Origin of the sequence: Luteolibacter pohnpeiensis, assembly GCF_016595435.1 — a bacterium.
Lineage (GTDB): Bacteria > Verrucomicrobiota > Verrucomicrobiia > Verrucomicrobiales > Akkermansiaceae > Luteolibacter > Luteolibacter pohnpeiensis.
The window spans coordinates 67,051-81,384 of sequence record NZ_JAENIJ010000019.1 but is presented as its reverse complement, the minus strand read 5'-3'; the positions used below and the strand labels follow the sequence as shown (position 1 = coordinate 81,384).

The window sequence follows — 14,334 nt, the reverse complement described above, 5'->3', positions numbered from 1 at the left end:
TTCAGCTCATGAAATCCCATTATCTGGCCATTCTGTTGCTCGTTTCGTCCAGTGCAAGTGGACAAGAATCGGCCCACGTGGCACCGGTTCATGCACAGACTCCTGAGGATGAATCTAACAGTTTTCTGCTTCCTCTTGGATACAAAATGCAGCTGGTGCTCAGCGAGCCGGAGATTGCCGAACCTGTCGTGACGGCCTTTGATGGAGATGGCCGGATGTTCGTCGCTGAAATGCGTACCTACATGCAGGATATCGACGGCAAAGGGGAGAAAGATGAAACCAGCCGAATCTCTCTGCATATCTCGACCAAAGGGGATGGGAATTATGACAAGCATACCGTTTTTGCGGATCACTTGAAATTGCCTCGCATGATTTTACCTCTCGGGAAGGGGCAACTGCTGGTCAATCAATCGGACACATCGGATATCGAATTATTCACGGATACCAACGACGATGGTGTGGCGGACAAACGCGAAATATGGTTCAAAGGTGGGCCCCGTGGTGGGAATATGGAACATCAGCCGAGCGGATTGATTTGGGCACTCGATAATGGCATCTATACTACTTATAATACCTACCGGCTACGCTGGACTCCGCAAGGACCGGAGAAGGAAGATATCAGTCCGAATGGCGGTCAGTGGGGATTGAATCAGGATAACAATGGCAATCTCTATTTTGTGAATGCCAGTGGCGAGCAAGGGCCGAATACTTTTCAGGTTCCTCCAGTGTATGGAAATTTCAATCCCCGTCGGCAATTTGCGGACGGATTCAGGGAATTGTTCCCGGCTGCAGGTGTCAGAGATTTCCAGGGAGGCCCCGGACGTGTCCGTGAACCGCAGGGAACGCTCAATGGTTTCACTTCCGGTGCCGGGATTGAAGTTTACCGTGGTGATCAACTTCCCGCGGAATTACTGGGCGATGTTTTCTTTGGTGAGCCGGTGGGCAGGTTGGTGCGGCGCGCAAAAGTCGCATTGGATGGAACCCTGAAGCAGCTTTCCAATCCTTACCAGTCAAAGAAATCGGAGTTTCTTCGTTCGACGGATTTATGCTTCCGACCCGTGAATCTAACAAACGCACCGGACGGGACATTATACATCACCGACATGTATCGGGGAATCATTCAGGAAGCGAGCTGGGTAAATGAAGGAAGTTATTTGCGTAAGGTGGTGCAGCAATATCAGCTCGATCAAATTATCGGGCGGGGGCGGATTTGGCGATTGGTGCATGAAAGTTCAAAACCAACGGCGCAGCCACGCATGTATGAAGAGACCAGCTCGCAACTCGTCGAGCATTTGGGCCATCCGAATGGCTGGTGGCGGGATACAGCGCAACGGTTGCTGATCATCAGACAGGATTTTTCGGTGGTTCCTTTGTTGGAAAATATGGTTCGCGATGATGCCAATCCATTTGCGAGATTGCATGCGCTGTGGACTTTGCAGGGGTTGAACCGATTGAAGCCTGAATTGGTCCGGGAGAAGATGGCTGATGATGATCCACGTCTGCGTGCGAATGCCATCCGGGTTTGCGAATCACTTTATCGGAGCGGAGACACGTCTTTCCAAGCTGACATTGTTCGGCTCTCCAAGGACCCCGATCCTTCGGTTGTTTTGCAATCCTTGTTGACGGCGAAGTATCTCGCTTGGCCAGGCCACATGGATTTTATCACGCCAGTTGTGGTGAATTCGAAAGATCCCGGAATGGATGAATTAGGTTCGTATCTCATCTTGCCACCAGATCGAGATAACCATGAATTTAACGATCAAGAGCGGGCATTTCTTAAAAAGGGTGCTGCTATCTTTTCCACCCTTTGTGCCAGCTGCCACGGCACTGACGCGAAAGAAGTCGAAGTGGCAGGAGTCAAAGGCGCGATGATTGCACCGCCGCTTGCAGGCTCGGCCACGATCAACGGTCACCCGAACGGGGGCATCGATGTCCTGCTCAAAGGAATTCAAGGTCCGATCGGAGGGAAAACCTATGAAGGGCTGATGATTTCGATGGCGGACAATGATGATGAGTGGATTGCTTCAGTGCTCAGCTACGTAAGGACCCATTTTGGAAATTCCGCATCATGGATCAGCCCGGCCGATGTGGCATCGGAAAGAAAAAGACTGGCGAATCGCAAGATTCCATGGACCGAAAGTGAGCTGATCGAATCCTTACCCCAATGGGTTCCCAGTGATCAAATGACGGTTACGGCAAGTGACGCCCCGGAAGGCGCGGGGCTTGCCATCGATGGAAAGATGGGCAGCCGTTACTCCACCAATCGCTTCATGAGGCCGGGCATGTGGTTTGGCATTGAGTTGAAACAGCCCACCCGGATTTCCGGGGTGATGCTTGATACGACTCCATCCAGTAATGATTTTCCGCGCGGCTATCGTTTGGAAGTTTCAACCGACGGCAACGACTGGAGTGAGATTTCGAAAGTTACGGGAAATCAGGGACCGGTCACGGACATTCAGTTTGCGCCAACACTGGCAAAGAAGATCCGAATCACCCAGTTGGGTTCATCGGATTCATTCTATTGGTCGATTCACGAATTGCACGTTTCAGAAGCCCGGGACTAGGCGATGGATTTGCGTCATTTCTCGTCTAACAATTTTCGCAAATCGAGTGGTCGTGTAAACATCGCCAAGCTGCCATCGGCATTTCGCGGCCATTCATCTTTAGGCCGATCGCGATAGAGTTCGACTCCGTTCTGATCTGGGTCGCGCAAGTAAAGCGCTTCACTAACACCATGGTCGGCTGCTCCATCCAGGGGTATTCCAGCATTTCTGAGTCGTCGCAAGGCATCTGCCAGGGTCGAACGATCTGGATAAAGAATGGCCGTGTGAAATAGCCCGGTGGCGTGGCGAGGGGGAGGATTGGCTCCGAGGCTCTCCCAGGTATTGAGACCGATTTGATGATGGTAGCCACCCGCTGATAAAAAGGCGGCTGAATCGCCAAACCGCTGCATCAGTTCAAATCCCAGGACATCACGGTAAAATTGAATGGATCTCTCCAGATCGGAGACTTTTAGATGGACGTGGCCGATGCCAACGCGAGGGTCAATGGGAGTGCGGTTCATGCCCATGTTCTAACCGGTAGTGAGGAGCTCGGCTAATGCACTTTTTTCAGTCTCGCCATGTTCAATTGGCATGGAGCGTCCGACTTAGCATTGACCAACTAGGAGCATCCGTCGAGCTTGCTGGATATGGCCAAGCTTTCTCCGATAACGGTTTCGGTTTCAATCGCCCGCCGTTTTGCCCGCGCTGCAGTTGGATTGGATGAGCGATTTAGTGATATTTTGGGAGCTTTGAATCATCTGGGTTATGTCCAGATAGATCCGATCAATGTGTGTGGAAGAATGCATGATTTGATCCTCAGGAATCGGGTGAAGGATTACCGCCAAGATGGACTGATGGAGTTTCTTCATGGTGGTGATGTCCGCCATGAAATCGGCGATCGCATGGCATTCGAACATCACTTTCCCGATACCGGCATTCTGGTAGCTTTCAGTCTGGATGCGTGGCCGCATTTGTTGTCTGGGATGCGAAAGCGAGCCCTCCGTGAAAGCGCCTGGTCGGGGAAACTGACCACTCAAGAAACGGAGTTAGCACCCGAGTTATTGAGTGAAATCAAGTTGCGCGGTCCACTGAGTTCACGACATTTCGGGGATGCAAAGTCCGATCAAGCTAGCGTTTGGGGTAGTGCAACTTTGGCGAAATCGACTCTGCAAAAATTGTTTTTTCACGGCCAGTTATTGATTGCGGGTCGGGAAAACAATCGGCGGTTGTATGATTTGCCGGAAAAGATTTTGCCGGAGCAGATTCTAAATTTGCCAGAGCCGGAGCAGGACGAAACGAACCGCTGGTTGGCGCTCACTAAATTGCGGCAACGCAGGCTTGTGGGGTTGAAGCGTGGGGAACTTGCGTTGGTCGAAGGTTTGGTTCAGCCGATCCATATCGAGCACGGTGATGTGCCTTTGCTTTACCTGTTGCGTGAGGATTTGCCGCTGTTAGAGCGTTTCTTGTCTGAAGATGCTCCATCCGCAAATCTCGATCCCTTGCTGTTGGCGCCTCTTGATCCGCTCATTTACGATCGGAAGGTAACTTCCCGATTGTGGGACTTCGATTACATTTGGGAGGTTTACACGCCCCCGGAAAAGCGGGTTCGCGGTTACTATGCACTCCCGATTTTGGCGGGCGACGAGATCGTCGGCTATGTCGATCCCAAGGCAGATGTGAAAGCTGGGAAACTGAACGTGATATCCAAATCAGTCCGTCGTGGCTATCGCACTGCTCCTGCGGTTAAAACCCTGGCTCGTTTCTTAGGACTGAAATGAAATCGATCCGTCTTCGGATGTCTCGTTTGCCGGGCTCAGCATCAAATTCGGCTTAGGATCGGGGGAGTCGGCAATGACCCAATAGTAGATGGTTTCGATCTGGCGTGCTTTGGCTTTCCAGGTAAAATGGTTGCGAACATAGCGCTGTGCTTGCAGGCCCATCTGGTGCACCGCTTTTGGGTCGCCAATGAGATTTTCCAAGGCTTCACGAAACCTATTGATGATGGCTTCGCGATCGCCGATCGGGATAACAATGCCACAACCATCCGGAATCAATTCAGCAGGTCCGCCATAATCGAGAACGACAGGCGTCAGCCCCATCGCCATCGCTTCCAGCACCACGCCGCCGCCAAATTCACGGACACTCGGGAATGCGAAAATCTGAGCGTGGGTGAGGTGTCTACGGACTTCTTCATGGGCCACCCATCCCGGAAGCTGAACCCCATCGGCCAGCTTTTCACGATCAACGATTTGCTGCAGCTCATTCATCTGCGGACCATCGCCGATGATTTCCAGGGTGATTTGCCTGTTTCGAATCAGGGGAGCTGCGGCTTCTAACAACATATCCGCGCCTTTGTAGGGAACCAGTCTGCCGACGAATGCCACATGCAGAGGCCTGTCATCTGGCGGCGGCGGTGGATCAATGGAGATTTCCGGGAAACGCTCTGGGTCGATTGCATTTTCCGGGAGCCAGATGGCTTTTGTTTCGAGATCAGGATGTCCGTTGGTCACTTCCTGATAGGTATGGCGGGATGCGAGAATGAGGGCAGCAGCGTTATGGCGCGTGGTTTTAACGCCAGGCAGGAGGCGATAGAGATCTCTGCAATATCCAAGCCATTCACGTTCCGCCCGGCGGACTTGATCAAATCCAGCGGGCCAAGGCACGCCGCCATTGAGCGGTCCGAGGATGAGGGGAACTTGGATTTTCGCCAGTTTGTCCGCGAGGAAGCTCGGAGTGGTCGGGCTGAGCGGGGTGATGCGATGCACCAGATCGAATTCACCATTCTTCAGACGCTCGGCGAATCGCCGCCATGTTTTGCGCTCGAAGATGGGATAGGCGAGGGTGGTAAAGGCGGAGTGGATGGTCCAGCCGAGGGAGTTGCCGCCTCTTAAAAATTTCGCCATGCGGAAAGCGATGCGCTGTGCGGGATTGTCAATCGCGGTGAAGTGTTCAGCGCTGACCCCTGCTGCTAATATCGACTCCGCATTCCGACTCTCCGTGACCAGATGCATGTCGCATCGGCTGGCAAGTGCTTGGCTCAGCGAATATCCGATCAGGGCAACACTTGTTAGATCCGGATTCGCGGCTTCCGCGATGATGAGAACCCGAAGCTTTTTCATTTCAGAAGGAAGGCAATTTCAAAGAATCACGATGAGGCGGATATCGCGAGCATAAGGTTACTTTTTTCTCCTGTCCGAGCAGACGTTTCGATCGGCATAAAGGCATCAAAAAGGCGGGAGGTTGATGGGCCTCCCGCCTATTAGGACCTGAATCGGTCATGCACCGTAGTTGGTGCGTTGAATGTGATGAATGCTGAGGTATCGGCTGATTAAGCTTTTTTGGCTGCTTTCTTCGCAGTCTTCTTAGCTGTTTTTTTCGCGGCGACCTTTTTTACCGGAGCACTCTTGGAGACTTTTTTCGCGGCCTTTTTGGCTGGAGCTGCTTTTTTCACGGCTGCTTTGGTTGCTTTCTTGGCCGTGGCTTTTTTCGCAGGAGCTGCTTTTTTAGCCACCGTCTTTTTGGCGGTTTTCTTGGCAGCTTTCTTTGCGCTTTTCGCAACTTTCTTAACCGCTTTCTTGGCTACTTTTTTAGCAGGAGCTTTTTTGGCGGGGGACTTGGTCGCTGCTTTTTTGGCAGGAGCGGATTTGGCCGCTTTCTTCGCAGGGACTTTCTTTGCCGCTTTTTTGGCGGACGCTTTTTTAGCTACTGCCTTTTTGGCGGGAGCTTTGGTAGCCGTTTTTTTCGCGGCTTTCTTCGCGGTTTTGGCCGCGGTCTTCTTCGCTATTTTTTTTGCAGCCATGGCTTTGTGTGTTTTTAGTTCGCGTTCGACGCTGGATTTCTCGTCCGGTGTCAAAGTCCCGGCGGAGAGGATGGCGAGGATCGCCTCACCGAGCCGTCCTCCGAAAGCGTTCGTTAGAAAGTCATGCGTGGCGCGTTTGACGATTACGTCCTGCGAATAGGCCGCTTGGTAAACATGGGCTCTGCCTGTCAGAGTCCTCTTCACCAGATTTTTTTTCTCCAAGCTCTGCATGACGGAGAGCACGGTGGTGTAGGCACGTTCCTTGCCATCGGGTAGCGCTTCATGGACTTGGGCCACTGTGGATGGCCCATGATGCCAGATAACGGATAGCGCTTGGAGTTCGAGATTGGATGGATGTGACGTCCTTGCCATGATTACACCTCAGCGGTAGCCACGATAAAACTAGTAGATGCCGATTCCGTCAAGTGGAAAGGCGCATCTTTTAAGGAAATCTTAACTAAAATTTCGAGTCCGGCTACCGAATCCTATCTGACCGGCTTGTTAGAGCGGCCAAGTACGACGTTTATGGTTCGTCGGTGACGTCTTGAGAGGCAGGCCGTTTGAGTTCCGGGTTTACCTTGAGAAGAGCTTTCCAGAATCCGGAATCCGCAGGATGGCCATTGTAGAGTACTTTGCCTTCGGAAGAAATGAGAACGACGGTGGGCACGCTCTGGATGCGGAGCAGGCGATTGAGTGAGCCTTGCTTTTGATCGATGAGCCACTTTCCAGGTGGTTTGTCACCGAGGGAAGCGATGAGTTCCTTCGCGTCGGTTAGAACTTCTGCCGAGTCTTCAGGCAGAATGGAAGCGACTGCGATTTTTTTGGATAGCACTTCGTTCGCAGTGGTGACGAAGTCAGGCATGGTTTCTTCGCATTCGCGCGACCAGGGTGACCAGAAGTGTAGAAGCAGAGCTTGGTGATCCTTGATAAGATCGGATAGAGTAACGGGACCGTCTTTGAGCAGCGAGTTGAGTTTGATGCTGAAGTCCACTTTCACCGCAGCCATGGCTTCATCCAGCCGCAGGCGATCAATGTGCGGAGCAAAGGCGGCGCCTTGCCGGGGACTCAGCCAAAAGGCCTCGGTGATGTGTTTTTTGAAGCCGTCCTTGTCGTCTTCTTTCAGCGCTTTGATCGCACGGACGTATTCGCAAACTGCGAGCCAGTCTTCCTTTGTCGCAAAGATTTCCGATTGATCGAGATCGAACTCCTTGGTGTGTGCTTCGAACTCGGGCAGGAGCTTGGCGATCGCATCGTCGTCATGGCGATCAACGTAATATAGAAAGCGGGCTTCCAGGATCGGCTGATCTCCAACGCCGCTTTTTTTTGCCTCTGCAATGGCTGCATCAAATTTTTCCTGCGGACCTCGTTCGGAGAAAATCCGATCCATTGGCGATTCGGAGATTTCGGCGTCAGGAGTCGCCGGGGCCGATTGTGCAGTGCTGAGGTGGATGGAGGAGAGGAAGAGGAGAGCGGTGAGCGAAAGCGCGCGCATGATGGGGAACTGGGTAAAGTGGCGCGGGCTTCCGCTTTCGTCTGATGGGATGAACCCGATTAGTGAGCTGGGATTTGCAATTTGCTGCCGAGGACCACGGTATCTTTGGTCATGCCGTTGGCGCGCTTGATGGCATCAACACTGACTTTGTATTTTTTGCTGAGACCCCAAAGCGTATCACCCTTAACCACCGTGTGCACCGTGGTTGCTGCAGGACGGGATGGCGTCGGAGCAGGAGTATAAGTTGGTGTCGGTGCAGGCGCAGGGGTGGAAGTGGAGTCTTCGTAGGCTGCCGGAGTGTCATAGACCGGATTTACCGCGGAGGTGTCGGCTTGGCCGTAATCCGGAACGCCGTAGGCTGCGGAGGTGTCGTAGTCATTCGGGTTGTCATGAGCGCAGGATGCAAGGGCGCAGGCGATCACGGATGGCAGAAGAAAGTGAATGTATCGTGGTTGCATGATAGATAGAAGATAGTGGGTTCGAATGGCTCCGTTAGGATGACGGAATTTGACATCCCCATGAGAAACGATGCAATAGCCAAAGTTCGTTCAGGACATTGGAGAGTTGAAGCGGAAAAATGCGTCGACCGTCGCGTTGGTGTGCGCGGATAGGGAATCCAGCGACTCATGGCGTAGTGCGGCTAAGCGTTCCGCTGTATGCGGAATAAGAGATGGTTCGTTACGCTTTCCCCGATGCGGCTCGGGAGCGAGGTAGGGCGAATCGGTCTCAAGGGTGAAGGAGCCAGCAGGGCAGCGCGCCGCTGTTTCGCGGACCTGGTGGGCGGACTTGAAGGTCGAAACACCGCCGAAGGATAAGATGCCGCCCAACTGCAGGACTTTCTCAGCATTTTCCCAAGGACCAATGAAGCAATGGAACATGGCGCGCACGTTGGAGTGGAAATCCCGATAGATCTCCAAGGCGTCATGAAACGATGCATCCCCTTGCTGATCCCGGGTATGGATGACGATGTTGAGGCCCGCTTTTTGAGCGAGTTCAAAATGCTGTCGGAGGAATTCGCGTTGTCGGCGATGGTAGTCATCTTCAGCCCAACCATCCGGTGCCGGATGAAAGTAATCCAATCCCGTCTCACCGATGGCGCAGACTCCGGGATGGCCGACTTTCCCGGCAAGCAGGGTCAAAGCGTCATCCGGGGCGTGATGGACATCGCAGGGATGGATGCCGATGCAGGCGCTCACTTCAGGAAATTCGGTGAGCTTCAGATTCGCGTCCACATCTTCCAGAGAGGTCGCCAAGGTGATCAGGCGTGTCACGCCGGCATGTCTGGCGCGATCGATGACTTCAGGAATTTCCTGCTCTGTATAGCGGGAGGAAGCGAGATGGCAATGGGAGTCGGTAAGCATTTAGGAACTAGAAACGAATGGCGGTCAGGAGTGCGGTGACTTTTTGAAAATCTTTGATCCCCGGGCTGATTTCGGCACCGGACGCGATGTCGAGTGCGGCCGGTGAGACCGATTGTGCGGCGAGTGCTGCATTTTCCGGGACGATCCCACCTGCAAGCAAGACCGGCAATCCTGGGTTTTGCTCGCGAAAGGATCGGGCTACATCCCAGTCGAACGTTTCGCCGGTGCCGCCGTAGACGCCGGGTGCGTGAGCATCCAGCAAAAGCCCGGCCGCGCCGTAGTCGGTTGCCAGTGCGAGATCGTCACGGGTTTTGATCCCGATGGCTTTGATGAATGGAACACCGGCGTCGCGGAATGGTTTGGCATCTGCGGGAGACTCGTCGCCATGAAGCTGCACAACATCGAGCAGCCCATCCTGAACCAACCGCAGAGCTGTGTCCGAATTTTCGTTTACGAAGACGCCGACGCGCAGGATTTTGCCGCGCAGAAAACCGAGCCAGGCGGCTTTTTCCGGAGCCAGGTAGCGTTTGGATTTAGGCCAGAAATTCACGCCCAGAGCATCGACTCCCAAGGCGACCAGCTGTTCGGCGTCCGCCAATCGGGTCACCCCGCAGATTTTCAGGGAGACGGTTGAGGGATCGAAAAAGCGTTCAAATTGCGTCACGCCGCGACGTTAGCGCGGGTTCCTCAGTTTGGAACTTGGAAGTTCGGCTGAGGCGAATTCTTCTTGGGAGGTGGACACGATACGCATCCGAGGTGCCAGGCAGCACAACCTGAGAAATGTCGATCTGGATATCCCGCGCGGAAAGTTGGTGGTGATCACCGGACCCAGCGGTTGCGGGAAATCCTCATTGGCCTTTCATACACTTTATGCAGAAGGGCAGCGGCGCTATGTCGAGTCGCTATCGGTCTACGCCCGGCAGTTTCTGGATCAGCTGGAGAAGCCGGATGTCGATGCAATCGAAGGCCTGAGCCCGGCGATCGCGATCGAACAACGAAGCGGAGGATTGAATCCGAGATCCACGGTGTCAACCGCGACAGAAATTTATGACTACCTCCGGGTGCTGTGGGCAGCTGCCGGGGTGCCGCATGATCCTGAAACTGGAGAGAGGCTGCAGCGGATGGGGTCGGCAGATATTGTCACGGCCCTGGCAGCACTTGAGGAGGGAAGCAAGGTGGTGTTGTTAGCCCCGGTGCCGAAGGAGGAGTTTGCGGATGCGGAGCGCCTGCTCGGGGATTTGCAACGGCAGGGCTTTGTGCGGGTGCGCGTGGATGGCGAAGTTCTTGAAATCGAGGAAGCCGCGAAAGCCTGGCCGGATACGGTGATGGGGGTCGAGATCGTGGTCGATCGATTTGTCGTCAGAGCAGGGGTGGAATCGAGGCTCGCGGATTCGGTCGAAACCGCGCTGCGCTTGTGCGGCACCGAGGCGCGGGCCAGTGTGCAAGCCCCCGGAGCGGATGGGTGGAGTGATGTTTCCTTCCAAACGTCTTACCGGAATCCAACGACGGGATTCATGGTAGGTGAACTTTCCGCCAAACATTTTTCGTTCAACTCCCATCTCGGCGCGTGTTCCGCGTGCGAAGGTCTTGGAACAGAGATGTTTTGCGATCCCATGTTGTTGCTGGAGGATGCAAAAAAACCTTTGTTGCGAAGTGGATTGAGTGGGTGGTGGAAGGAAAAATCCAGCAGGGAAGGGCAATTCAAACGCGAGACCACGGCATTGCTGGCGATGTTTGACTTGTCGGACGATACGAGTTTTCCCGAGCTACCGGCAGAGGCCAGGTCCCTTTTGTTAGATGGTGGGTCCTTGGTGACGGGCTGGAAAATCGGTGCTGAAAAGAAGCCTCAGCTGAAAAAATATGAAGGCCTTTGCGTGGAAGCGATGCGGAAGTATCACGAAGCACGCAGTGAGGCGGTGCGACGTCGGCTGGCAAGGGTGATGGCGCATCGGCCATGTCGGGTGTGCGAAGGGCGGCGGCTCAAAAAGGAATGGCTGGCAGTGAAAATCGAAGGAGCCGGCGGTCGTTGGCTCGGCATTCAGGATTTTTGTGCGCTGGATGTGGCAGCGGCGGCGGAGTGGTTGAGTGGATTTCGCCCAGATCCGGGCAAGGAGGAGATTTGCCAACGCTTAGCGACAGATGTGCAAAAGCGTTTATCCTTCTTGGCGGAGGTCGGGTTGGAATATCTCACCCTGGATCGGACCAGTGGAACCCTGTCCGGTGGCGAGGCTCAGCGCATCCGGCTGGCAACCCAGCTGGGTTCCGCTCTTTCCGGTGTGATCTATGTGTTGGATGAACCAAGCATCGGTCTCCATGCCGCCGATACCGCGCGGTTGATCGGCGCGCTCATACGTTTGCGGGATCTTGGAAATACGGTAGTTGTCGTAGAACACGATGAGGAAATCATTCGCGCAGCGGATTGGTTGGTCGATATGGGGCCTGGGGCCGGTATTCTCGGTGGTGCCGTGCTCGCTGCAGGAAAACCCGATGCCGTTTCCTCACCCACCGGAAATTGGTTGCGGGAAGAGAGACGATTCGCAGGACAAACCGCAGCCGATTTAGGGCTAGGTCAATTGGTGATCCGGGGTGCTCGCGAGCACAACCTGCGCGGGATCGATGTTGCGATTCCGCTTGGGCGTTTGGTTTGCCTGAGTGGTCCGAGTGGCAGTGGCAAGTCCACGTTGGCAGATGATGTTCTGCGCCGGTCACTTGCGCGGCATTTCCATCATGCAGGAGAAGTTCCCGGAGCGCACGATGGCATCGATGGGCTGGAGCAAATCGAGAAATATGTCGTGGCGGATCAATCGCCGATCGGCCGCAGTCCGCGGTCCAATCCTGCGACCTTCACCGGAGCTTTCGATTTGATTCGGGATTTGTTTGCCAAGCTCGCGCTCTCGAAACAACGCGGATATGCGCCCGGGAGATTCAGCTTCAATGCCGCTGGCGGGCGTTGCGACCGTTGCATGGGCAATGGACGGCTGAAAATAGAGATGCATTTCCTGCCGGATGCCTGGGTGGTGTGCCCGGCATGTGGCGGCAAGCGATTCAATCGGGAAACGCTGGAAGTGACTTACAAAGGGAAGTCGATTTCTGAAATTTTGGATTTATCCGTCAGTGAAGCCGCGGTGTTCTTCCGGCCGATCCCGAAATTGTTCCGGGTTCTGGAAGTGCTGGAGGAATTGGGGCTTGGTTACCTGAGATTAGGGCAACCCGCGAATACCCTTTCCGGTGGTGAGGCGCAGCGGTTGAAGCTGGCGGTCGAACTTTCAAAGCCTGCGTCATCGCATACCCTGTATTTGTTCGATGAACCGACGACCGGGTTGCATTTCGGCGATGTCGAACGGCTGTTGCAGGCCTTTTTCCGACTGCGGGACGCCGGTCATACCGTGTTGGTGGTGGAGCACCACCTGGATGTCATCGCCGCAGCGGATTGGGTGATCGAGCTTGGCCCGGGCGGAGGTGTGAACGGTGGCACCCTCGTCGCGGAAGGGCCACCAGCTGGTTTGATCGACAACGACCAATCACCGACCGGTAAAGCCCTTCGCAGCCGCTGATTTTAGAAACTACGGCGATAGCCGATACCCAGGCTGTTGATGCCACCACGATCAAAGACGTGGCCACCGGAATGGTGCTCAATGTAAAGCTGGAGTTCCTGTTCCGGATGATTTGGCAGGGCCAGGGTCAGCTGGATCGGCCAGTTGAATTTCAGATTCGAGCGATCGGAATCCGGATGGCGCTGGATATCCATCAGGTAAATCTTCGATGAATAATTCAGTCCGAGGCCGGTTGCAAAGGTGGTTTTCACGTAATCATTCCATGGAAAATCCACCCAGCGCACGACGAATGAAGCGCGGTATTCCAAGAACGGATCACGGCTGTTTTCATCGATGATGCCCAGAGTGAGAGGCAGTTCTAGCTGAGGCTGGAAGGTGCAGTTGCCGTTTGAGATGCGGAGATCGCCCAGATGGCGGGATGCGGTGAAGGAGTAAACCTCGCCGCCGGCATCGCCGGAATCAACGGTCACGTGGTCAGCGCCAACGATTTCGTTGATGTTGTTGTTGGTGATGAAGGCGACACCCGTTTCGAAGGCCCAGAGATGTTCAGCATCGGTGTCTTCAGCGGGAATGAAGGTAATGGATGCATGAGCGCAGGGTGAGACTGCGGCGGTGAATGCCAAAACGGGGACGACGCGGGAGATGGACTTAAGTAGATGTGAAGTGATCAAAACCAGGGAGCAAGTTGAGATGCGGGTTTCACACGAAAAAGACGGCGCGCTTGCAAATGAAAAAAACGCGGCTCCGTGTGAGGAACCGCGTTTAGTCTGTAGAATCGTCGATGAGAAATTGATGAGTTACTTCTTCAATTTCTTGATCATGATGTTTTTAAAGGACACTTGGCCGTGGTCGCCTTGGAGAGCGATGAAACCTTTGTCTGATTTGGCAAAGTTTGGCATGGAGCCGAATTTGCTCTTTTTGACGCGCTCTTTGAAGTCGTCGCTGGTGATGTCGTATTCGAAGTACTTCACGCCGTTGACGATGTGTTCGCACTTCTCTGGGCTGATCACGATGCGCATGTGGTTCCACTCGCCAGCAGGCTTGGTGGCATCCAGAGGCTTGCCGGTCTTAGGATCGTCTTCTGGTTTGTAAAGTTGGTAGAGCCAGCCGCATTTTTGCGGGTCGGCAGCCTTCGGGTTGTCCTCGAGCTGAATTTCAGGACCGGTTGCCCAGACAGCGCCTTCTTTTTCAGTCACGTGGAAAATCACGCCACTGTTTGCACCTTCGCCCATCTTGAAATCGAATTCGAGCTCGAACCAATCGTATTCGTCTTCGGTGCAGAGGTCGCCTGCATTGTGCGGATCTTCACAGACCAGCGCACCATCAATGACTTTCCAGCCTGGTTTGATGTCTTTGGATTTGAAGTTGTTCCATCCGCGGAGAGTTTTCCCGTTGAAGAGGAGCTTCCAACCGTCCTTCTTTTGAGTCGGGGTGAGAGAGTTGTCGGCACCGAAAGCGGAGGTAACGCCCAAGGCAATGACGCAAGCAAGACTGGCAATTTGCAATTTCATCGTGCCCGAATACGAAGCGTTGATGCGTGGCTTGTCAAGCGATGTGGAGATTTAAGCAAATCGCTAGAAAATTG

At 54.1% G+C, this 14,334-nt stretch carries 12 protein-coding genes; 3 read left to right on the top strand and 9 right to left on the bottom strand.

The features are described 5' to 3' along the window. Positions 1 to 8: 8 nt before the first annotated feature. On the top strand, positions 9 to 2,564 hold the full coding sequence (locus JIN85_RS12650) for a DUF7133 domain-containing protein (RefSeq protein ID WP_200271236.1): 2,556 nt from the start codon (positions 9 to 11) through the stop codon (positions 2,562 to 2,564). 14 nt (positions 2,565 to 2,578) lie between these two features. Here JIN85_RS12650 and JIN85_RS12645 read toward each other — a convergent pair whose 3' ends face one another. Further along, a complete protein-coding gene (locus tag JIN85_RS12645) occupies positions 2,579 to 3,064 on the bottom strand; it encodes a VOC family protein (RefSeq protein WP_200271234.1) in 486 nt (161 codons plus the stop codon). Between the two features lie 126 nt (positions 3,065 to 3,190). Here JIN85_RS12645 and JIN85_RS12640 point away from each other — a divergent pair, with 126 nt between their 5' ends. Then, entirely contained in the window at positions 3,191 to 4,321 is a 1,131-nt protein-coding gene (locus tag JIN85_RS12640; protein ID WP_200271232.1) for a DNA glycosylase AlkZ-like family protein, read from the top strand. On the opposite strand, the gene JIN85_RS12635 is transcribed toward JIN85_RS12640, so the two are convergent. From JIN85_RS12635 to JIN85_RS12610, 6 genes are all read right to left on the bottom strand, one after another. Next, entirely contained in the window at positions 4,307 to 5,662 is a 1,356-nt protein-coding gene (locus JIN85_RS12635; RefSeq protein ID WP_200271230.1) for a glycosyltransferase family 4 protein, read from the bottom strand. The two genes, JIN85_RS12640 and JIN85_RS12635, sit on opposite strands and share 15 nt — an antisense overlap. A 209-nt stretch (positions 5,663 to 5,871) precedes the next feature. Further along, positions 5,872 to 6,714, bottom strand: coding sequence for a BlaI/MecI/CopY family transcriptional regulator (locus JIN85_RS12630; RefSeq protein WP_200271228.1), 843 nt, complete (start codon positions 6,712 to 6,714; stop codon positions 5,872 to 5,874). Between the two features lie 151 nt (positions 6,715 to 6,865). Further along, entirely contained in the window at positions 6,866 to 7,834 is a 969-nt protein-coding gene (locus tag JIN85_RS12625) for a TlpA disulfide reductase family protein (protein ID WP_200271226.1), read from the bottom strand. Between the two features lie 59 nt (positions 7,835 to 7,893). After that, positions 7,894 to 8,292 (bottom strand): LysM peptidoglycan-binding domain-containing protein, encoded by a 399-nt coding sequence (locus tag JIN85_RS12620; protein WP_200271224.1) that lies wholly within the window; start codon positions 8,290 to 8,292, stop codon positions 7,894 to 7,896. A 90-nt stretch (positions 8,293 to 8,382) separates the two neighbouring features. After that, the gene (locus tag JIN85_RS12615; protein ID WP_200271222.1) at positions 8,383 to 9,195 is read right to left on the bottom strand and encodes a TatD family hydrolase; all 813 of its coding nucleotides are present in this window, start codon (positions 9,193 to 9,195) and stop codon (positions 8,383 to 8,385) included. A 7-nt stretch (positions 9,196 to 9,202) separates the two neighbouring features. Next, entirely contained in the window at positions 9,203 to 9,859 is a 657-nt protein-coding gene (locus JIN85_RS12610; RefSeq protein ID WP_200271220.1) for a phosphoribosylanthranilate isomerase, read from the bottom strand. Positions 9,860 to 9,929: 70 nt separating this feature from the next. Here JIN85_RS12610 and uvrA point away from each other — a divergent pair, with 70 nt between their 5' ends. Further along, on the top strand, positions 9,930 to 12,749 hold the full coding sequence (gene uvrA, locus JIN85_RS12605) for an excinuclease ABC subunit UvrA (RefSeq protein WP_200271218.1): 2,820 nt from the start codon (positions 9,930 to 9,932) through the stop codon (positions 12,747 to 12,749). 2 nt (positions 12,750 to 12,751) lie between these two features. Here uvrA and JIN85_RS12600 read toward each other — a convergent pair whose 3' ends face one another. Next, entirely contained in the window at positions 12,752 to 13,420 is a 669-nt protein-coding gene (locus JIN85_RS12600; protein WP_200271216.1) for an acyloxyacyl hydrolase, read from the bottom strand. A gap of 126 nt (positions 13,421 to 13,546) precedes the next feature. Next, positions 13,547 to 14,260 carry a 3-keto-disaccharide hydrolase gene (locus tag JIN85_RS12595; RefSeq protein ID WP_200271214.1) on the bottom strand — a complete coding sequence of 238 codons (714 nt, stop codon included), beginning with the start codon at positions 14,258 to 14,260 and terminating at the stop codon, positions 13,547 to 13,549. Positions 14,261 to 14,334 lie beyond the last annotated feature (74 nt).